The sequence below is a fragment of the Streptomyces sp. NBC_01478 genome, from assembly GCF_036227225.1.
Lineage (GTDB): Bacteria > Actinomycetota > Actinomycetes > Streptomycetales > Streptomycetaceae > Streptomyces.
The window spans coordinates 2,652,911-2,671,895 of sequence record NZ_CP109444.1; the positions used below are offsets into that span (position 1 = coordinate 2,652,911).

The following is an 18,985-nucleotide window of genomic DNA, read 5'->3' on the forward strand; positions in this document are numbered from 1 at the left end:
CCCTGGACTGGCGTCCGGGGATCAGGCGTCGGCGCGAGCCTCGGCCGGGGCCTCGACGGTCTCGACCTCGGCGGCGACGTCCTCGTGAGCGATGTCCTCGCCCTCGATGACCTCACCTTCGACGCCTTCGCCCTCGAAGTCGGACTCCGCGGCGTTCTGCGACTTGCCCGGGTTGGCCTTCGCCTCCGCCTTGCGAGCCGCCTGGGCCTCACGGGCCTCGGCCATCGCCTCGGTCTTCTTCTTGTGCGGGCCGAGAACCATGATCATGTTTCGGCCGTCCTGCTTCGGGTTCGACTCGATGAACCCGAGGTCTTCGACGTCCGTGGCGAGACGCTGCAGCAGTCGGTAGCCGAGCTCCGGCCGGGACTGCTCGCGACCACGGAACATGATCGTGATCTTGACCTTGTCGCCCTGCTTCAGGAACCGGACGACGTGACCCTTTTTGGTGTCGTAGTCGTGCGGGTCGATCTTCGGCCGGAGCTTCATCTCCTTGATGACCGTGTGCGCCTGGTTCTTGCGCGCCTCACGGGCCTTCATGGCCGACTCGTACTTGAACTTCCCGTAGTCCATGAGCTTGCAGACCGGCGGACGTGCACTCGCCGCGACCTCGACCAGGTCCAGGTCGTACTCCTGCGCAAGCTCAAGGGCCTTGGCAAGCGGAACAATTCCGACCTGCTCGCCGCTCGGACCGACAAGTCGCACTTCGGGAACGCGAATCCGGTCGTTGATACGGGGCTCGGTGCTGATGGATCCTCCTCGGTTAGCACCACACGGCCATCTGGCGGACGGCCGCGCTTGTCTTTGGTAGACAGACCTAACCGCACCGGAACACAAAAAATGCCCCGGACGATCACAAGACGGGGCTCCAAAACACTGCCGGAGCACCGCCGCGATGATCGCGGGGCGCGCTTTCGGGCGACTCCATCGTCCGTACGGAACGATGGCGACCGCCTGACCGGGGTGACCCGCCGTCCGCGAGGACAGTCAGGTGGGAGATCGGAGCCTCCACTTGTTGGCCGGGCACAACAGTGCCTGGCCGGTCATCACACAAGGTTAGCAGCTCCCCGGGGGTGGTGCGAACCGCCGTACACCGGGCCCTATCGTGTGGGGCATGAGTGACACCCCTGCCGAGTCCCCCAATGTTGACGCCCCCGACTTCGACGCCATGGCCCGCGACATCGCGGAGGTCCCGGCGGTCGAGGTGATCGTGACGGTCGCCGTCAATCTGATGAGCGCCGCCGCCGTGAAGCTCGGTCTGACCGAGGAGGGCGACAAGTACAAGGACCTGGACGAGGCCCGCAAGCTGGTCACCGCCCTGGCCGGACTCCTCGACGCGAGCGCGACCGAGATCAGTTCGTTCCACGCGGCCCCGCTGCGCGACGGCCTGAAGTCCCTCCAACTGGCGTTCCGCGAGGCGTCCCTCGTCCGCGACGAGCCGGGTCAGGGCCCGGGCGAGAAGTACACGGGCCCGATCTACGGCTAGCGGCTCATCCCGTCCGTACGTACAGGGGCTCGCCCGGAGGCGTCGTCCCGGCCGGCAGAACCGCCAGGTCGAGGCCGCGCACCAGGCGAGCCCTCAGTGTCTCGTCGGCGGCGAGGCGGCGGGCGACCGCGTGGATGCCGGCGTCGTGCGGCACGGCGGGCTCGAAGACCAGCGCGAGGGTGCCGTCGGCCCGGCCGGGGCCGAGATAGGCCCGCAGCACCGCGCCCACGTCGGCGACCACGGCGCGCACCGCCTCCACGACCACCGGGTCGGCGAGCGGGTCCGCACTGGTCCGCCCTTCGGCGAGGGCCAGCAGCGCGGGCCCCGACAGTTCGAAGGGCACCGGCCCCGCCAGGTCCAGCACCACCGTGTCCGCCTTCTCGTGCGCCGCGGCTTGCAGCGCCTGGTGCAGCGGTACGGCCACGGGCCGGGCCGCCGGGTCCCAGCGGGCCAGCGAGCCGGTGGACGTGAAGGCGGGCAGCGCGGTGCGGCCGCCGGCCTTCAGGGTGGGCACGGCCATGTCGCTGGTCTTCTCGCGGCGCAGCCCGTTCTCGTCCTCCTCGACCTCGCCGAGCACGGCCACCACGGGCACGAGCAGCCGGGCGCCCTTGAGGGCCTCCAGGACGGGTCCCACGGCGGTGCGGTCCGCGCTCCAGGCGGCGAGTGCCGCGCTCAGTCCGGGGTCGGCCGAACCGTCGTCGTCGGAGTAGCCGGGGTCGGGAATGTTCTTGTTCGCCACGGTGACCGACCTTATCGGGGGGATGCTGCAGGGCTTGTGCGGGTCCCGAAACGCGGAGGACACAGCTTTCACACGTTTCTCAGACACCGTTGACAGACATCTAACTTCCGTCTCACGTTTCGCACAGTCGCCGCCCCCACCATCGCGGACATGGAGTCTTCCAGAGCCGCCCGCCGAAACCACCGCGCGCGTCCCTCCGGGCGCCGTCCGCTGCTCCACATCGCCCTGGCCACCGTGGCCGTCGTGGGCGTCACGGCGGCGGGGACCGTGTACGTGAAGGCACAGGCCCACTCCGGCCCCGTATCGTCGTCGAAGGCACCGTCGGCCTCGGCGTCGGCATCGGCATCCGGGAGCGGGGAGGCAGCGGTGGAACCTGTCACCGAGCCGACGGTGGACTACGACGCTCTGCTGGCCACCGCCATGAAGTCGGTGACCCCGACCCGCGCCCAGAAGGTGTCCGTCGCCGTCCTGGACCTGACCTCCGGCGAGAGCGCCACGTACGGCAGCGCCGCCTTCGACACGGCGAGCATCGTCAAGGTCGACATCCTGGCGACGCTGCTGCTCCAGGCGCAGGACGCGGGCCGGCGACTGACGGCGACCGAGAAGTCGTACGCCACGACGATGATCGAGAACAGCGACAACAACTCCGCGACGGCGCTGTGGAACATCATCGGCACGGCGGACGGGCTCGACACGGCCAACAAGACGTTCGGGCTGACGGGTACCACGGGTGGCGACGGCCCGCTCTGGGGGCTGACCCAGACCACGGCCGCGGATCAACTCACCCTGCTCCAGCAGGTGTTCGGGGACGACTCGAAGCTGAGCTCGGCCTCGAAGTCGTACATCCAGGGGTTGATGGGGCAGATAGAGGCGGACCAGCAGTGGGGTGTGTCGGCCGCGGCCGACGGCTCCCAGTGGCGGCTGAAGAACGGCTGGCTGGCGCGGAGCACGACCGGGCTGTGGGACGTCAACAGCATCGGCCGGGTGACCGGCACGGACGGCGACAAGTACCTGATCGCCGTGCTGTCGAAGGGCAGCACGACACAGACCAAGGGCATCACCCTGATCGAGGCGGCGGCGAAGGCGGGGGTCGCGGCGTTCGGCAAGAGCGACGGCTCGTCTACGGCGGCCTCGGCGGCGGCGACGGACTGATACGGGCGCTGCGCCCGACCGCCCCCCTTCTTTCTCGCTCTTCTCTTCAGAAGGGCTCGGGGCTGTTCAGAAGGGCTCGGGGCGTCGGCGTCGGCCGCGCCACAGGACGACCGCGGCCACGAGGAGGACTCCGCCGACGCTGCCGGCGAGGGGGCCCGCCCAGTCGGAGGTGTCGCTGTCGGTCTTGGCGGCGTCCGGGCCGGAGCCGAAGTACTTCTTGCCGTAGGCGGCGGAGCGCAGGCCGGTCGGCTTGAGGCTCGCGGCGGCCTTGATGGCGGCGGCGGGGTCGATGAAGCCGTAGCCGCGGGAGTCGTCGCGGCCGGCGGCCGGGGGGTTGCGGGCGGTGTCTTCGAGGAGCTTCTTGATCTGGGCCGGGGTGAGCCCCGGGTGGGACGCCTTGATGAGCGCGACGGCGCCTGACACGAAGGCGGACGCGGCGCTGGTGCCCCAGCCCTCGTAGTACTTGTGGTCGGGGTCGGCGATGACGACGTTGACGCCGGGGGCGCTGACCGTGGCGTACCAGCGGCGGGTGGAGAAGGAGGCGCGGGTGCCGAAGCGGTCCACGGCGGTCGCGGCGATCACGCCCGGGTAGGCGGCCGGGTAGGAGACGTGGTCGCCCTTCTCACCGCCGTTGCCGGCCGAGGCGACGACGGCCACGCCCTTCTTCAGGGCGTACTGCACGGCCTCGTCCTCGGCGGGCTCGGGGTGCGCTGAGGCGGAGTCGTCGCCGAGGGAGAGGTTGATGACGTCGGCGCCGTGGTCGGCGGCCCAACGGATGCCGTCCGCAAGGGCGTTGCCGCGGGTGGTGCGGGCCTTGGCGCGGGCGGAGTCGCCGTCTTCGAGGATCACGCGGACGGGGAGGATCTTGGCCTCCGGGGCGATGCCGATGACGCCGTCGTCGTCGCCGGGGCCGTGTCCGTGCCCGGCGATGATGCCGGCCATGGCGGTGCCGTGGCGGGCCCAGGCGCGGTCGCCCGGCTTGGCGCCGAAGCCGACCATGTCCTTGCCGGTCAGGACGTTGCCGGTGAGGTCGGGGTGGTCGGCCTCGACGCCGGTGTCGAGGACGGCGACGGTGATGCCCTTGCCCTTGGTGGTCTGCCAGGCCTCCTGGGTGTGCATGGCGTCCAGGGCCCATTCCTGGGCGCGTATGCCGTCGGCGTGCGCGACGGTGGACGGGACGAGGGCGAGGGAGGCGGCCAGGAGGGCGCTCAGCAGACCGGCCCGGCGCACGGTGACGCTCATGAGGTCTTCTTCTCCGAGGTCTCTGAGGTCGTCGGGGTCTCTGCCGTCTTCGAGGTCTCCGAGGGCGAGTCGACGGTCTTGCGCAGGCTCCGCTCGACGCGGTCGGCGAGCCCCTGCGCCTCGTTGCCGAGACCGGCTTGGGCGGGGGCGGTGGTGCCGCCGGAGGTGACGGCCTCGTCGGCGGGTTCGGGTACGTCGACCGTACGGCCGTCCGCCCAGCCGGAGACGGCGTAGACGACGACGGGGGCGTCGGTGAGGACGGAGACGGTCCACGAGGCGCGCTGTTTGTCGCCGAAGGCGGCGGCGAGGGTGCCCTTGGCGGCGTACGGGCGGGGCATGAGGTCGGTCCGGTTGCCGAGGTTCTCCTTCTTGAACCGGGTGGAGAGGGCGGTCATCGTGGCGGTGTCGGCCTTGGTGAAGAGGATGCCGACGGTGGTGACGTAGCTCTGGGTGGCGTCGGTGTAGGTGGCGCGCAGGAGCCGCTGGCAGCCGACGGGGGCGAGGACGTCGCGCAGGAGCGGGTCGAAGGCATTGGCGCAGCCGGTGTCCGGGGCGACCGCGATCCGGGTCCAGGTGCGGTCGGCGCCGCCGGGGCCCGCGCCCTGCCCCTGCACGGTGGGCGGGAAGAGCTGATCGACGGGCACGCTGTGCCACAACTGCCCGGCGGCGGCGAACGTACTGGCGCCGCCGTCCACCCCGTCGTCCCCGGTGAGCCAACTCCCGGTCACCGCACCGCCGATGAGCCCGAGACCCAGCACGACACACACGCCGACAGCGGCGGTACGGGACCGTATCCGCGCCCCCAACGGCCGCGGCCGCACGCGCTCGTCGTACCCCTCGGGCTCCCCGAACGACACAACTGGCCGCCCCTCGCCGGGGTTCACGGCCGAGGCCCAGGAAAAGGCGGGATCGGGGCTGGAGTTGGCCGGGGGGCGGGGCATCTCGGACGGGGGGCGGGTGGGGGTGCCGGGGGTGGAGGGGGTCCAGGCGGGGGGTCCAACTGGCTTGCCGGGGGCGGCTGATGACCAGGCGCGGGTGTCGGTGTCGTCGACGGTGGAGCTCTGTGCGGCGGAGGCGGAGGTGCCGAGGTTGGGTGCGGTGGGGTCGGCAGGGCGGGCGTCGGAGCGGTACGGCTCGGCGGGGTGGGCGTCCGCTGCTCGAGTGTCCGTGGGATAGGGCGCGTTGGCACCGGCGGGCGACCACACACCACGGGTGGGCGCGCCGCGGGTGGGATCCGTGAACGACTCGCCTCGCCAAGGGGCATCCGCCCGGACCCGATCGCTGGCCTCCGAGGGGGACTCGGGGGCTGGACGGGACGGCGGTGTTGCCGGACGGGCGGGGACTTGGCTCTGCCGGTCGGCCGCCTGGTGCGGGGGCTCGGTCGCCGGGCGGGGCGGGGTGGTGGTGGGGCCGGGAGGCGTTGCCGCGTGAGAGGAATCCTGGCGGGTCAGGTCGGACGGCTGGCGCGGGGGCTCGGCTGCGGAGCGGGGCGGAGTGGTGGGGCCGGCGGCGGATGTACCCGGGCGCGTGGGGATATAACGCTGCGGGCCGGACGGCTGGCGCGGAGGCTCGCTGTCGGGGCGCGGTGGAGTGACCGAACCGGCGGACGTCCCCGGACGGGTAGGCACATAGCCCGGCGGCTTGGACGGCTGGCGCGGAGGCTCGCTGTCAGGGCGCGGCGGAGCGACCGAACCGGCGGACGTCCCCGGACGGGTAGGCACATAGCCCGGCGAGTCAGACGACTGACGCGGAGGCTCACCCTCAGAACGCGGCGGAGTAACCGAGCCAGAAGACCCTGCCTCACCAGCAGAATCCGAACCAGGCCCCTCAGACGACCGACGCGCAGGCTCGGCCGCCGGACCGGACGTAGCGGAAGAACCGGCAGACGTCCCCGGACGAACAGGAACATAACCCGGCGACTCCGACGACCGACGCGAAGCCTCGCCCTCAGAACGCGGCGGACTGACCGAGCCAGAAGACGCTCCCCCGCGAGCCGAATCCGAACCGATCCCGTCAGACGACCGACGCGCAGGCTCCCCCTCGGGGCGAGGCGGAGTGGCCGAGCCAGAAGACGCTGCCCGGCGAACAGCGTCCTGACGCAACCCCTCGGGCGCATCGCGTGGCGCTTCGCTCGTCGGGCGCGGTGGAACAGGCGGCACCGGAGGCATCGCCGAGCCAGCCGAATCCTCACGTGCCCAGTCCGACGCCTCGCTCGGACCCGCACCCACAGAACGCGGCGGGACGGCGGACCCAGAAGGCGCTACCGGACGGCCCGGGGCATGGCGAAGCCCATCGGGCGACCGACCGGGCCCCTCACCCGCAACGCGCGGCGGGACACCCGGAGCCGGAGGCATCGCCGAACCGACCGAATCCTCACGCGACCAGTCGGACGCCTCACTCGGACCCCCACCCACAGAACGCGACGGGGTGGCGGGGCCGGGAATGGTCGCCGAGCGGGTCGAGTCCTGACGGGGCCCGTCGGACGGCTGACGCGGGGCCTCGTTCGCAGGGCGCGGCGCGGTGGCCGGGGCCGAACTGGGTTGCCCCAGCGCTTCGTTGCCACGTGTCGGCGCCATTGGGCGGTGAGGCGGCCGGGGTGGGGCAGCACCCGGTGCGGACCCTTCGGAGTTCGCGCGCCGCGGGTCACCGCCGGGCCCGGGCGGGACGTCCGGGAAGCGTGCCGAGGCCGGCGGAGGAGGTGGGCTCACGGGGTCCGTGGCACGGGGCGAGAAAGGCCGAAGGCCGGGAAAACGCGGCCGGTCGGCGGAGGACGCCGACGCGGAACCAGCCCCGCCGCGACCGTCGAAGCCATTGGTCGGAGACTCGGCACGGGCATCAAACCCGTCCCCCCGAGACCCGTTCCCCAGAGACACCGTGCGGGCATCGGCCGCACCGTTCTGCGATGCCGTACGCCCCCCGCTGCCGCCGTCCCACCACCCCGTACTGAACCCGGCTCCCCCGCTCCCACTCCCCGCAGGCGCCGTACCGGAACCCGAACCCGACCCGGACCCACGCGACGGCACATCAGATCCCGGCGCGAACGGCTCTCGCCCAGTTCGCGGTACCCCAGCATCCCCCTCAGCCCGTCGCCCTCTCGCATGGGCGCCCGAAGCAGGCCGCCGCTCCGCCGAACCACCGTTCGTCGACGCACTCGGCATCCCGCGCGCGTTCCACGCATCCCACGCGGCCGACGCACCTGAAGTACTCGAAGTACCCGACGCACCAGGCCTGTTCGGCACACCCGGACCGTCCGAAACCGGAGCGCCGCCTCTCAAAGGGGAACCCGAAGCATCCCCCGAGGCCGAATCCCAAACAGAACCCGAAGCGGAACCTGAAACAGAACCTGATGCGGAACCCGAAGCAGAATCCGAGGCCGGCCCCCAAGCCGCACCCGAGACCGGCCCCGAAGCAGCACCAGCAGCGGCCCCTGTCGTCCCGGAAGCCCCCGAGGTTCCCGAAGCCCTCGAATTCCCCCCAGAACCAGAATGCGGTCGGTCCAAGTCCTCGCCCGTTGCATCATCGGACGCCGCCTGCCCCGCAGACTTCGTCACGTTCACCGAGTTCGTCACGTTCGCCGGGTTTACGGGGTCCGACGAGCCCGGCGGTCCGGGGGCGCGTCGCGCTTCCGTGCTCATGCACCCCCCGTTTCCTCGTACCCGGGCCACCGTTTGTCCGTATGCGGGCCGGCGTACTCCTGCCCGTGCTCGTATACGGACCGGCGTCCGCCCCGCTCTCACCCGGCACGCACACAAAATCAAAGTCGTCCCGAGCACGCATACCCGCAGCGGCGGACCGCCATCCCGGGCGCGGTCGAACGACCGGCGGCGTTTCCTCCGTGCGTGCGCGTCACTCTACGGGTTGACCCCGCCCGGACGGGAACCAGTCCACGCCCCCGGGGCATCTGCCCGGAACGTCCCCCTACCCTGCGGTAATCCTGTCTGGCAGGCTGCGTTCATGACTGCGCGCGCCGCCGACCGGGCCCGTTACGACCGGGCCACCGCCCACCTCGACGCCCCCGTCGCAATCGTCGACCTGGACGCCTTCGATGCCAACGCGGACGATCTCGTCCGCCGGGCCGGCGGCAAGCCGGTCCGGGTCGCGAGCAAGTCCGTCCGTTGTCGAACCCTCCTGGAACGTGTCCTGGCCAGGGACGGCTTCGCGGGCCTGATGTCCTTCACCCTCGCCGAGTCGCTGTGGCTCGCCCGCTCCGGCTTCGACGACGTCCTGCTCGCCTACCCCTCCGCCGACCACTCCGCCTTCGCCGAACTGACCAGCGACCCCAAGCTCGCCGCCGCCGTCACCGTGATGATCGACGACCCGGCCCAGCTCAAACTCATCGACGACTCCCGCGACGGCGGCACCGAAGTCGTGCGCGTCTGCCTGGAGTTGGACACCGCGCTGCGGATGCTCGGCGACCGGGTGCGCATCGGCGCGCTCCGCTCGCCCCTCCGCTCCCCCGCCCAACTCGCCGACATCGCAAGGACGGTGTCCCGCCGCCCCGGCTTCAAGGTCGTCGGGATCATGGCCTACGAGGGGCATATCGCCGGTGTCGGTGACTCCGTCGCGGGGCGGCCCTTCCGTTCTCGCGCGATCCGGCTGATGCAGGCCACCGCCAAGCGCGAACTCGCCGAGCGGCGCGCGGAAGTGGTGCGCGCGGTAAGGGCAGTTGTGCCCGACCTGGAGTTCGTCAACGGCGGCGGCACCGGCAGTGTCCAGTACACCGCCGCCGAGGACTCCGTGACCGAGATCGCGGCCGGTTCCGGCCTGTACGTGCCGCGCCTCTTCGACAACTACACGTCGTTCACCGGGCGTCCGTCCGCGCTCTTCGCCCAGCCCGTCGTACGGCGCCCCGGCGTCGGCGTCGTCACCGTCCTCGGCGGCGGTTACCCCGCCTCCGGTGCCGCCGGTCCCGACCGGCTCCCGGTGCCGTACCTCCCGGAGGGTCTGCGCTACGACCCCCAGGAAGGGCCCGGCGAGGTGCAGACGCCGCTGCTGGGCTCGCCCGCCGACGATCTGCTCATCGGCGACAAGGTGTGGTTCCGGCACGCCAAGGCCGGTGAACTGTGCGAGCGCTTCGACGCGTTGCACCTGATCGAGGGCGACCGGGTGACCGCCACCGTCCCCACGTACCGGGGCGAGGGCATGACCTTCCTGTGACGAGTCACCGGGTCAACTGCCCTCACCCCGGCGGGGGTTGAGGGCAGTGCTCACATCGGCGTGACGTACGCCCCCGCGATGCCGCCGTCCACCAGGAAGTCCGCCGCGTTGACGAACGACGAGTCGTCACTCGCCAGGAACGCGACGGCGGCGGCGATCTCGGTCGCCTCCGCGAAGCGGCCGACCGGGATGTGGACCAGGCGGCGCGCGGCCCGCTCGGGGTCCTTGGCGAACAGCTCCTGGAGCAGAGGGGTGTTGACCGGGCCCGGGCACAGCGCGTTGACGCGGATGCCCTCGCGGGCGAACTGCACGCCCAGTTCACGGGACATGGCCAGCACACCGCCCTTGGAGGCGGTGTAGGAGATCTGGGACGTGGCCGCGCCCATCCGCGCCACGAAGGACGCGGTGTTGATGATGGAGCCCTTGCCCTGGCGGCGCATGTAGGGGATCGCGGCCTTGCAACACAGGTACACGGACGTGAGGTTGACGTCCTGGACGCGCTTCCAGGCCTCCAGGCCGGTGTCGAGGATGGAGTCGTCGTCGGGCGGTGAGATGCCCGCGTTGTTGAAGGCGATGTCGACGCTGCCGTAGGTGTCGAAGGCCGCCTTGAAGAGCGCCTCGACCTGCTCGGGGTCGGTGACGTCGACCTTCACGAACAGCCCGCCGACCTCGTCGGCCGCCGCCGTGCCGTGGGTCTCGTCGATGTCGCCGCAGACGACGTTGGCCCCCTCGGAGGCGAGCCGGCGCGCGGTGGCGAGACCGATGCCGCTGCCGGCTCCGGTGATGACGGCGGTACGGCCGACGAGTCGCCGGCAAACAATCTCTGAGGTCACTGTGCGGGGCCCTCCGTGCTGGTGGAGACGTTGGTGGGGGAGACGTCGCTGATGAAGACGTTCTTGGTTTCGGTGAAGGCGGTGAGCGCGTCCGGGCCGAGTTCGCGGCCGATCCCCGACTGCTTGAAGCCGCCGAAGGGGGTCCAGTAGCGGACGCTGGAATGCGAGTTGACGGACAGGTTGCCCGCCCGGACGGCCTTCGAGACGCGCAGGGCGCGGCCGACGTCACGGGTCCAGACGGAGCCGGAGAGGCCGTAGTCGGTGGCGTTGGCGAGGCCGATCGCCTCCGCCTCGTCCTCGAAGGGGAGCACTACGGCGACGGGGCCGAAGACCTCCTCGACGGCCACGCGTGCGTGCGGGTCGACGCCGGTGACGACGGTGGGCGGGAACCAGAAGCCGGGGCCCTCGGGCGCCGTGCCGCGGATGCCGTCCAGGTCGGCGGTGACGTACGAACGGACGCGCTCCAGTTGGGCCTTGGAGATCAGCGGGCCCATGTCCGTCTTCTCGTCGGCCGGGTCGCCGACCGTCACCCCCGCGATCGCGGGGGCGAGGAGGTCCAGGAAGCGGTCGTAGACGGCGCGTTGGACGAGGATGCGGGTGCGGGCGCAGCAGTCCTGGCCGGAGTTGTCGAGGAAGGCCATCGGAGCCGCTGCGGCGGCCGCCTCGACATCCGCGTCGGCGAAGACGATGTTGGGGCTCTTGCCGCCGAGTTCGAGGGTGACGCGCTTGAGGAGTTCCGACCCCTTCGCCAACACCTGTTTGCCTACGGCAGTCGACCCCGTGAAGACGATTTTCGCGACGCCGGGGTGCTCGACGAGCGCGGTGCCCGCGACCGGGCCGCGGCCGGGCAGCACCTGGAAGAGGCCCTCGGGAAGGCCTGCGTCCAGAGCGAGTTCGGCCAGTCGGAGTGCGGTGAGCGGGGTCGTCTCGGCCGGCTTGAGGATGACCGCGTTGCCGGCCGCGAGCGCCGGGGCGGTGCCCCAGGCGGCGATCGGCATGGGGAAGTTCCAGGGCGCGATCACGCCCACCACGCCCAGCGGTTCGAGGATCGTGATGTCGATGCCGCCCGCGACGGGGATTTGACGACCCGTCAGCCGCTCCACTCCCCCGGCCGCGTAGTCGAGCAGATCACGGACGTTGCCGGCCTCCCAGCGGGCGTTGCCGACCGTGTGACCGGCCTCGCGCACCTCCGACTGGGCGAGTTCTTCGAGGTGTTCGTCGACGGCGGTCGCGAAGCGGCGCAGCAGCCGGGCCCGGTCGGCGGGCGGGAGCGCGGCCCACTTCACCTGGGCCCGGGCGGCGCGTACGACGGCTGCGTCCACGTCGGCCGCGGTGGCGGCCGGGACGGTGGCGAGGACCTCCTCGGTGGCGGGGTTCAGTACTTCCAGCACTTCCAGCGGGTGCTCGGCAGGCAAAGCAGTCCTCACAGACGGTCGTCGACAGGCAAAGGGGTCCTCACAGACGTTCGAAGGAGCGGCGCAGCTCCCAGTCGGTGACGGCGGCGTCGAAGGCCTCCAGTTCGACGCGTGCCATGTTGCGGTAGTGCGCGACGACCTCGTCGCCGAAGGCGGCCTTGGCGATCGGGCTGTTCTCCCACAGCTCGGCGGCCTCGCGGAGGTTGGTGGGGACGTGCGCGTAGTCGCCGCTGTAGGCGTTGCCGACGCAGGCCTCCGGCAGCTCCAGCTTGTGCTCGATGCCGTAGAGCCCGGCCGCGACGAGCCCCGCCACCGCGAGGTGCGGATTGACGTCCCCGCCGGGCAGCCGGTTCTCGAAGCGCATGGAGCGGCCGTGGCCGACGACCCGCAGCGCGCAGGTGCGGTTGTCGTACCCCCAGGCGACGGCGGTCGGCGCGAACGAGCCCGGCTGGAACCGCTTGTACGAGTTGATGTTCGGGGCGTAGAGCAGCGAGAAGTCGCGGAGCGCGGCGAGCTGCCCGGCGAGGAAGTACCGCATGACCTCGGACATGCCACCGGGGTCGTCGGCGGACCCCGCCATGGCGTTGCCGCCCTCGCCGTCGCCGAGCGAGAGGTGGATGTGGCAGGAGTTGCCCTCGCGCTCGTTGTACTTCGCCATGAAGGTGAGCGAGACGCCCTCCTGGGAGGCGATCTCCTTGGCGCCGGTCTTGTAGACGGCGTGCTGGTCGCAGGTGACGAGGGCGTCGTCGTAGCGGAAGACGATCTCGTGCTGCCCCGGGTTGCACTCGCCCTTGGCGGACTCGACGGTCAGGCCGGCGACGGTCATGTCGTTGCGGATCCGGCGCAGCAGCGGCTCGATGCGCCCGGTCCCCAGCACCGAATAGTCGATGTTGTACTGGTTGGCCGGGGTGAGCCCCTTGTAGCCCGCGTCCCAGGCCTGTTCGTACGTGTCCTTGAACACGATGAACTCCAGCTCCGTACCGACCTGCGCGGTGAAACCGTGCTCGGCGAGGCGCTCCAGTTGGCGGCGCAGGATCTGGCGGGGTGCGGCGACCACCGGCGATCCGTCGTTCCAGGCGAGGTCGGCGATGAGCATGGCGGTGCCGTCGTTCCAGGGCACACGGCGGAGGGTGGACAGGTCCGGGTGCATGGCGAAGTCGCCGTAACCACGTTCCCAGGAGGACATGGCGTAGCCGTCGACCGTGTTCATCTCGGTGTCGACGGCGAGGAGGTAGTTGCAGCCCTCGGTGCCGTGCTGGAGCACGTCGTCCAGGAAGAACTGGGCGGCGAACCGCTTGCCCTGGAGCCGCCCTTGCATATCGGGGAAGGCCAGGACAACAGTGTCGATCTCACCACCGGCGACGAGGCGTTGGAGTTCCTCGACGCTCAGTGGGGGTGTGCGGTCTGCCACGGGAAAGCCTCCTTCGGCTTCTACGGTCAGCCGGAAGCCATAAGGTATTGCGGAGAACCATTGCTTGGGAAGGGGGTGCCGCCATATGTCGCTGGATGCGGAGAACGGGCTTGAGGACCGGTTGACCCCGGTACTGCGGCCGGTGCGGGCGGGCAACGGATTCGAAGAGGCGCTGGAACAGATACTGCAGGTCGTACGGCTGGGTCTGGTGCCCGGGGGCGAGCGGTTGCCGGCCGAGCGGGAGCTGGCCGAGCGGCTGGGGATCAGTCGGGTGACACTGCGCGAGGTTCTGAAGGTACTGCAGGACCAGGGCCTGGTGGAGTCCCGGCGCGGACGCTACGGCGGGACGTTCGTGCTGCCGAAGTCGGACGCCGGCGGCGAGGACGAGCTGCGGCGGCGGATCAGCGCGGTCGACATCGAGGACGTGCTGCGGTTCCGGGAGGTGCTGGAGGTCGGCGCGACGGGCCTGTGCGCGACGCACGGCCTGAGCGCCGACCAGGCGGGCCGCCTGCGCGACGCCCTCGCCCGCACGCACGACGCCCCGCTCGCCGACTACCGCCGCCTGGACACGCTTCTCCATCTCACCCTGGCCGAGTTGTGCGGTTCACCGACCCTGACCGCGCAGTACGCGGCGGTACGGGCCACGGTGAACGACCTCCTCGACTGCATCCCGCTCCTCGTCCGCAACCTGGAGCACTCGCAGCGGCAGCACATCGCGCTGGTGGAGGCGGTACTGGACGGGGACGCGGACGGGGCGCGGGAGATGATGCGGGAGCACTGCGCGGGGACGGCGGCACTGCTGCGGGGCTTCCTCGCGTGACGCGTGGGGCTGTTTAATGGTCTCCGTCGAGTCCATTCGTTTCCCTCACGGTCGGAGGAGTGCATGGCGGGCAGGCCGCTGATCGGCATCAGTACGTACCTGGAGGCCGAAGCGCGTTGGGGCACATGGCAGTTGGAGGCGGCGCTGCTCCCGGCCGGCTACCCACGCCTCGTCCAGCGCGCGGGCGGCCTCGCCGCGATGCTGCCGCCGGACGCCCCCGAGCACGCCGCGGCGACCGTCGCCCGCCTCGACGGCCTGGTGATCGCCGGCGGCCCGGACGTCGAGCCGGTCCGCTACGGCGCGGAGCGCGACCCCCGCACCGGCCCGCCCGCGCTCGCCCGGGACGCCTGGGAACTCGCCCTGATCGAGGCCGCGTTGGCCGCCGGCATCCCCCTGCTGGGCATCTGCCGGGGCATGCAGCTCCTGAACGTCGCCGTGGGCGGCACCCTCGTCCAGCACATGGACGGCCACGCGGAGACACCGGGCGTCTTCGGCCACCACAAGGTGAAGCCGGTCCCGGGAACCCTGTACGCGTCTGCGGTACCCGAGGAGACCTCGGTACCCACCTTCCACCACCAGTCCGTGGACCGCCTGGGCACCGGCCTGACGGTATCGGCCTGGGCCGAGGACGGCACCCCGGAGGCAATCGAACTCCCCTCCGCGAACTGGGTGTTGGGCGTTCAGTGGCATCCGGAGATGGGCGAGGACCTACGGGTGATGCGAGCACTGACGGAGGCGGCGACGACTCCCTGAGCAGCCTCGCCCTCGAACACCGGGCGGGCCGGGGACGGCACGCTTCCCGTCCCACGAGTCGGGCAGCGCCCCGTGAGTGGCTTCGCCTTCAAACACCGGACGGGGCAGGGACGGCACACCTCTCGCCCCACCGAGTCAACTGCCCCTAAACGGCCTCACCCTCAAACACCAGGCGGCCCGGGGACGACACACTTCCCGACCCACCGAGTCGGACACCGCCCCATGAACGGCCTCGCCCTCAAACACCGGACGGGGCAGGGACGGCACGCCTCCCGACCCACCGAGTCAGGCGCCACCCCCAAACGGCCTCACCCTCAAACACCAGGCGACCCGAGGACCGCACACTTCCCGACCCACCGAGTCGGACACCCCCCAATGAGCGACCTCACCCTCGAACACCGGACGGACCAGGGACGGCACACTTCCCGTCCCACCGAGTCGGGTGGTGGGTGGGCATAGGTCGGGGGTCTGGGGGCGGAGCCCCCGGGCGGGGTCGTTAACCCCGGGTCAGGGACAGGAGCTCTCGGGCCGGGCCCGTCGGGCGGTGGCCTGTTGGCCAGACCGCTCTCAAGTCCCGGGCCAGGGAGACGCCTTGCACCGGGATGCGGACCAGGCGCCGCATCGACAGTTCCTCGCCGACCGCCAGTTCGCTCAGGACGGCCGGCCCCGCTCCGCTCACCGCCGATGCCTTGACCGCCGTAGTGGAGGACAACTCGATCAACGGGCGGGCCAGACCACCCAACGCCGCGTCCAGCACCTGCCTCGTGCCTGAACCCTTCTCCCGGAGGATCAGCGGCGTCGACGCCAATTCCTCTGCCGGGACCGGGCGTCGACGCCGGGCCCAGGGATGGGTCGGAGCCGTCACGACGATCAGGTGGTCGTGGGCGATCACCGTGGAGTCGAGGCCGGGCGGAACCGACAGGCCCTCCACGAAGCCCAGGTCCGCCTCGTCGGACAGCAGCCGCTCCACGACCGTCGTCGAGTTGCCGGCCAGCAACGACACTGCCGTGTCGGGTCGTTGGGAGCGCAGGGCGAGGAGCCAGCCGGGGAGGAGGTACTCCGCGATGGTCATGCTGGCCGCGACGCGAAGCCGGGAGTCACGGCGATGCCGTAGCGCCTGAGCACCCGCGTCGAAGGCCGCGGCGGCCTCGACGACCCGCCGGGCCCAGTCCGTGACCAGGGCCCCCGCGTCGGTCAGACGTGACCCGCGGGGTGAGCGGTCGACCAGGGCCACACCCAGTTGCCGTTCCATGGAGCGGATACGGCTGCTGGCCGCCGGCTGGGTGATCCCCAGTTCGCGGGCCGCCCCGCCCAGACTCCCGAGCCGGGCCACCGCCAGCAACAGCTCCAGCGCGCCCAGCTCCGGCACCCGGTGCGCGATCGACCCCTCCCGCTGATCTTCCACCTCGCCGTTGCTCATAAATCCAGTTTATGTCCCCATAGACAGATACTCCCTGGTCGCGTGTCTCAGTCGGCGAGACGGTGGAGACATGGTCACCGCAGTTCGTCATCTCGGCCCCAACTGGTACGCCTCCGTCATGGGCACCGCCGTCGTCGCCACGGCCGGCGCCGGGCTCCCCGGCCACCTCCCCGGACTGCGCACGGCCTGCACCGCCGTCTGGGCCCTCTCCCTGGCGATGCTCCTGACCCTGCTCGCCGCCCGCATCCTGCACTGGACCCACCACCGCGACCAGGCCCGCGCCCACCTCCACGACCCCGCGACGGCCCCGTTCTACGGCTGCCTCGCGATGGCCCTGCTGACCGTGGGCGGCGCGACCCTGGTCGTCGGCCAGGACTGGATCGGGCTGCGGGCGGCGGTCGTCCTCGACGCCGTGCTGTTCGGGACCGGTACGGCCGTCGGGCTCACGGCGGCCGTGGCCGTCCCGTACCTGATGGCCGTACGACATCACGTGCACCCTTCCCAGGCGACCCCCGTGTGGCTGCTGCCCGTCGTCGCGCCGATGGTGTCCGCCGCGCTCGGCCCGCTCCTCGTGCCCCATCTGCCGGCCGGGCAGGCCCGCGAGACCCTGCTCCTCGCGTGCTTCGCGATGTTCGGACTGAGCCTGCTCGCCACACTCCTCATGCTGCCGCTGGTCTTCGCCCGCCTCGTCGCCGGCGGCCCGCTGCCCCTCGCGCTCACCCCGACGCTGTTCCTGGTCCTGGGTCCGCTGGGTCAGTCCACCACCGCCGTCGGCAAGTTCGCGGACTTCGCCCCCGGCGTCGTACCGACCGCGTACGCCCAGGGCTTCACCCTCCTCACCGTCCTCTACGGCGTCCCCGTCATGGGCTTCGCCCTGCTCTGGTTCGGCCTCGCCACCGCGCACGTCGTCCGCGCCCGGCGCCGGGGCATGGGATTCACGATGACCTGGTGGGCGTTCACCTTCCCGGTCGGCACCTGCGTCACCGGCGCCGAGTCCCTGTCCCGCCACACCGGCCTCGCCGCCTACGACGGGCTCGCGATCCTCCTCTACGGCGTGCTGGTCGCCGCCTGGGCCACCGCAGCCGTGCACACGGCGCGCGGTCTGGTCAGCGGTGCGCTGCTCGCAGGGCCGCGCCCAGCACCCGTGGCGCTTCGGCCAGTGACGGCCCGTACCACGTGAGATGCCTGCCGCCGACGAGCGCGCACGGCAGCCCCGCGAAGGCCTCCGGGCCGTCCTCGGCCGTGAAGCGGTAGGGCTCGTCCGGGAGGACCACCAAGTCCGGGGCCACCGCCCGCAGTTCGCCGACCGAGGCGCGCGGATAGCGCTCGGCGTGCGCCGCGTACGCGTTGTCCACGCCCAGCCGGGACAGCACGTCGCCCGCGAAGGTGTCCCGGCCCAGCACCATCCAGGGCCGCCGCCAGACGGGCACGACGGCGGTCAACCGGTTTTCGGGGGCCGGGAGTTGTGCCCACGCCCGCTCGGCTTCGTCCAGCCAGCGGGGTCGTGGCGAGGCTCCGCACGCGGCGAGCACCCGGGCCAGTTCGCGGAACGCCTGTGGGACGTCACGCACTTCGGTGACCAGGACCTCGACGCCCGCCTCCCGCAGGGCCGTCAGGTCCGGCTCGCGGTTCTCCTCCTCGTTGGCGATCACCAGGTCGGGGGCGAGGGCGAGGACCGGGTCGAGCTTCGGGTTCTTGGTGCCGCCGACGCGGGTGACGTCGAGGTCCGGCGGATGGCTGCACCAGTCCGTCGCACCGACCAGAACTCCCGGCGCCGATACGGCGATCGCCTCCGTGAGCGACGGCACCAGGGAGACCACGCGCATCAGCGCTGGCGGTCCTGGACCGCCTCGATGTGCTCGGCCACCGCGACCACGACCACCCGGGTGTCCGGCACGGTCGCGCGCCAGCGGTGCCGGACGCCTCCGGTGAGGTACATCGTGTCGCCGCGCACGAGGCGGTACGCCCGCCCCTCCGCCTCGATCTCGACGGCGCCCTCCGCGACGTACATCAACTCGTCGTTGCGGTGCTGGAATTCACGTCCCGCGTCGTGGTCACCGGTGAACTCCGAGGCGTGCAGTTGATGATGGCCCCGGACCAGGGAACGCATCCGGGGTGTGCCGACCGACTCGGGTTCCTCCGCGCGTACGACGTCGACGCTGCACGCGGGGTCGGCGGCGGCGAGGAGTTCGACGGCCGTGGTGCGCAGGGCGTCGGCCACCTTCTCCAGGGAGCTTCGGCTGGGGCGGGCCCTGTCGTTCTCGACCTGGCTCAGGAAGGGCACCGACAGGCCGCTGCGTTCGGCCACGACGGCGAGGGTCAGAGACAGCGCGCGACGGCGTCGCCGTACGGCCGCACCCACCCGAAGGGGCTGTTCTTTGTGGTCGCCCATCGCTCCGGCTCCCTCCTTCGCTCGTCGGTCTGAAGCTGCTTCCGGGACTGTCTCTGACTGATTTCCGAGACTGCCCCTGATGAGTTGTCTGCACCCTACGCATGTTCGGCAAACCGTTTCATGCGCCTGTCACATCCACGTCACACAGCGTGCGATCGGACCTCACAA

The 18,985-nt window shown here is 71.4% G+C and carries 15 protein-coding genes and 1 pseudogene; 6 read left to right on the plus strand and 10 right to left on the minus strand.

The features are described 5' to 3' along the window. Nucleotides 1–21: 21 nt before the first annotated feature. Nucleotides 22–772: pseudogene (infC, locus tag OG223_RS11900) on the minus strand (translation initiation factor IF-3). A gap of 339 nt (nucleotides 773–1,111) precedes the next feature. On the opposite strand from infC, the gene OG223_RS11905 reads away from it, so the two are divergent. Further along, nucleotides 1,112–1,483 (plus strand): DUF1844 domain-containing protein, encoded by a 372-nt coding sequence (locus OG223_RS11905; RefSeq protein WP_329246303.1) that lies wholly within the window; start codon nucleotides 1,112–1,114, stop codon nucleotides 1,481–1,483. 4 nt (nucleotides 1,484–1,487) lie between these two features. Here OG223_RS11905 and OG223_RS11910 read toward each other — a convergent pair whose 3' ends face one another. Beyond that, entirely contained in the window at nucleotides 1,488–2,222 is a 735-nt protein-coding gene (locus tag OG223_RS11910; protein ID WP_329246306.1) for an SseB family protein, read from the minus strand. A 150-nt stretch (nucleotides 2,223–2,372) separates the two neighbouring features. Here OG223_RS11910 and OG223_RS11915 point away from each other — a divergent pair, with 150 nt between their 5' ends. Next, nucleotides 2,373–3,374 carry a serine hydrolase gene (locus OG223_RS11915; protein WP_329246309.1) on the plus strand — a complete coding sequence of 334 codons (1,002 nt, stop codon included), beginning with the start codon at nucleotides 2,373–2,375 and terminating at the stop codon, nucleotides 3,372–3,374. Nucleotides 3,375–3,440: 66 nt separating this feature from the next. Here the strand turns inward: OG223_RS11915 and mycP are convergent, their stop codons facing one another. After that, nucleotides 3,441–4,616 carry a type VII secretion-associated serine protease mycosin gene (mycP, locus tag OG223_RS11920; protein WP_329246311.1) on the minus strand — a complete coding sequence of 392 codons (1,176 nt, stop codon included), beginning with the start codon at nucleotides 4,614–4,616 and terminating at the stop codon, nucleotides 3,441–3,443. Then, complete coding sequence (locus OG223_RS11925; RefSeq protein WP_329246314.1) at nucleotides 4,613–5,821, minus strand: hypothetical protein; 1,209 nt, start codon at nucleotides 5,819–5,821, stop codon at nucleotides 4,613–4,615. Before OG223_RS11925 ends, mycP begins: the two co-directional genes overlap by 4 nt. A 2,749-nt stretch (nucleotides 5,822–8,570) precedes the next feature. On the opposite strand from OG223_RS11925, the gene OG223_RS11930 reads away from it, so the two are divergent. After that, nucleotides 8,571–9,773 carry an amino acid deaminase/aldolase gene (locus OG223_RS11930; protein WP_329246316.1) on the plus strand — a complete coding sequence of 401 codons (1,203 nt, stop codon included), beginning with the start codon at nucleotides 8,571–8,573 and terminating at the stop codon, nucleotides 9,771–9,773. 50 nt (nucleotides 9,774–9,823) lie between these two features. Here the strand turns inward: OG223_RS11930 and OG223_RS11935 are convergent, their stop codons facing one another. The 3 genes from OG223_RS11935 to OG223_RS11945 are packed head-to-tail and all read right to left on the minus strand — an operon-like array spanning nucleotide 9,824 to nucleotide 13,432. Then, entirely contained in the window at nucleotides 9,824–10,606 is a 783-nt protein-coding gene (locus OG223_RS11935; RefSeq protein ID WP_329246319.1) for a 3-oxoacyl-ACP reductase, read from the minus strand. Further along, nucleotides 10,603–12,021, minus strand: coding sequence for an aldehyde dehydrogenase family protein (locus tag OG223_RS11940; RefSeq protein ID WP_329246322.1), 1,419 nt, complete (start codon nucleotides 12,019–12,021; stop codon nucleotides 10,603–10,605). The genes OG223_RS11935 and OG223_RS11940 overlap by 4 nt, the downstream gene beginning before the upstream one ends. A gap of 40 nt (nucleotides 12,022–12,061) precedes the next feature. After that, on the minus strand, nucleotides 12,062–13,432 hold the full coding sequence (locus OG223_RS11945; protein ID WP_329246324.1) for a glutamine synthetase family protein: 1,371 nt from the start codon (nucleotides 13,430–13,432) through the stop codon (nucleotides 12,062–12,064). Nucleotides 13,433–13,517: 85 nt separating this feature from the next. Here OG223_RS11945 and OG223_RS11950 point away from each other — a divergent pair, with 85 nt between their 5' ends. Then, complete coding sequence (locus OG223_RS11950; protein ID WP_329246325.1) at nucleotides 13,518–14,252, plus strand: FadR/GntR family transcriptional regulator; 735 nt, start codon at nucleotides 13,518–13,520, stop codon at nucleotides 14,250–14,252. Nucleotides 14,253–14,315: 63 nt separating this feature from the next. After that, on the plus strand, nucleotides 14,316–15,005 hold the full coding sequence (locus OG223_RS11955; protein ID WP_329246328.1) for a gamma-glutamyl-gamma-aminobutyrate hydrolase family protein: 690 nt from the start codon (nucleotides 14,316–14,318) through the stop codon (nucleotides 15,003–15,005). Nucleotides 15,006–15,501: 496 nt separating this feature from the next. On the opposite strand, the gene OG223_RS11960 is transcribed toward OG223_RS11955, so the two are convergent. After that, nucleotides 15,502–16,425, minus strand: coding sequence for a LysR family transcriptional regulator (locus OG223_RS11960; protein ID WP_329246330.1), 924 nt, complete (start codon nucleotides 16,423–16,425; stop codon nucleotides 15,502–15,504). A gap of 70 nt (nucleotides 16,426–16,495) precedes the next feature. Here OG223_RS11960 and OG223_RS11965 point away from each other — a divergent pair, with 70 nt between their 5' ends. Next, on the plus strand, nucleotides 16,496–17,605 hold the full coding sequence (locus OG223_RS11965; RefSeq protein ID WP_329246333.1) for a TDT family transporter: 1,110 nt from the start codon (nucleotides 16,496–16,498) through the stop codon (nucleotides 17,603–17,605). Here the strand turns inward: OG223_RS11965 and OG223_RS11970 are convergent. Further along, complete coding sequence (locus OG223_RS11970; protein ID WP_329246335.1) at nucleotides 17,532–18,251, minus strand: helical backbone metal receptor; 720 nt, start codon at nucleotides 18,249–18,251, stop codon at nucleotides 17,532–17,534. The genes OG223_RS11965 and OG223_RS11970 overlap by 74 nt on opposite strands. Beyond that, nucleotides 18,251–18,817 carry a helix-turn-helix domain-containing protein gene (locus OG223_RS11975; protein ID WP_200688694.1) on the minus strand — a complete coding sequence of 189 codons (567 nt, stop codon included), beginning with the start codon at nucleotides 18,815–18,817 and terminating at the stop codon, nucleotides 18,251–18,253. The genes OG223_RS11970 and OG223_RS11975 overlap by 1 nt, the downstream gene beginning before the upstream one ends. Nucleotides 18,818–18,985: the final 168 nt, after the last annotated feature.

Excerpts from the sequence above, each read along its gene's own strand:
- OG223_RS11905 (WP_329246303.1), top strand. The coding sequence starts at position 1,112 with ATGAGTGACACCCCTGCCGAGTCCCCCAATGTTGACGCCCCCGACTTC.
- OG223_RS11915 (WP_329246309.1), top strand. The coding sequence starts at position 2,373 with ATGGAGTCTTCCAGAGCCGCCCGCCGAAACCACCGCGCGCGTCCCTCC.
- mycP (WP_329246311.1), bottom strand. The coding sequence starts at position 4,616 with ATGAGCGTCACCGTGCGCCGGGCCGGTCTGCTGAGCGCCCTCCTGGCC.
- OG223_RS11930 (WP_329246316.1), top strand. The coding sequence starts at position 8,571 with ATGACTGCGCGCGCCGCCGACCGGGCCCGTTACGACCGGGCCACCGCC.
- OG223_RS11950 (WP_329246325.1), top strand. The coding sequence starts at position 13,518 with ATGTCGCTGGATGCGGAGAACGGGCTTGAGGACCGGTTGACCCCGGTA.
- OG223_RS11955 (WP_329246328.1), top strand. The coding sequence starts at position 14,316 with ATGGCGGGCAGGCCGCTGATCGGCATCAGTACGTACCTGGAGGCCGAA.
- OG223_RS11960 (WP_329246330.1), bottom strand. The coding sequence starts at position 16,425 with ATGAGCAACGGCGAGGTGGAAGATCAGCGGGAGGGGTCGATCGCGCAC.
- OG223_RS11965 (WP_329246333.1), top strand. The coding sequence starts at position 16,496 with ATGGTCACCGCAGTTCGTCATCTCGGCCCCAACTGGTACGCCTCCGTC.
- OG223_RS11970 (WP_329246335.1), bottom strand. The coding sequence starts at position 18,251 with ATGCGCGTGGTCTCCCTGGTGCCGTCGCTCACGGAGGCGATCGCCGTA.
- OG223_RS11975 (WP_200688694.1), bottom strand. The coding sequence starts at position 18,817 with ATGGGCGACCACAAAGAACAGCCCCTTCGGGTGGGTGCGGCCGTACGG.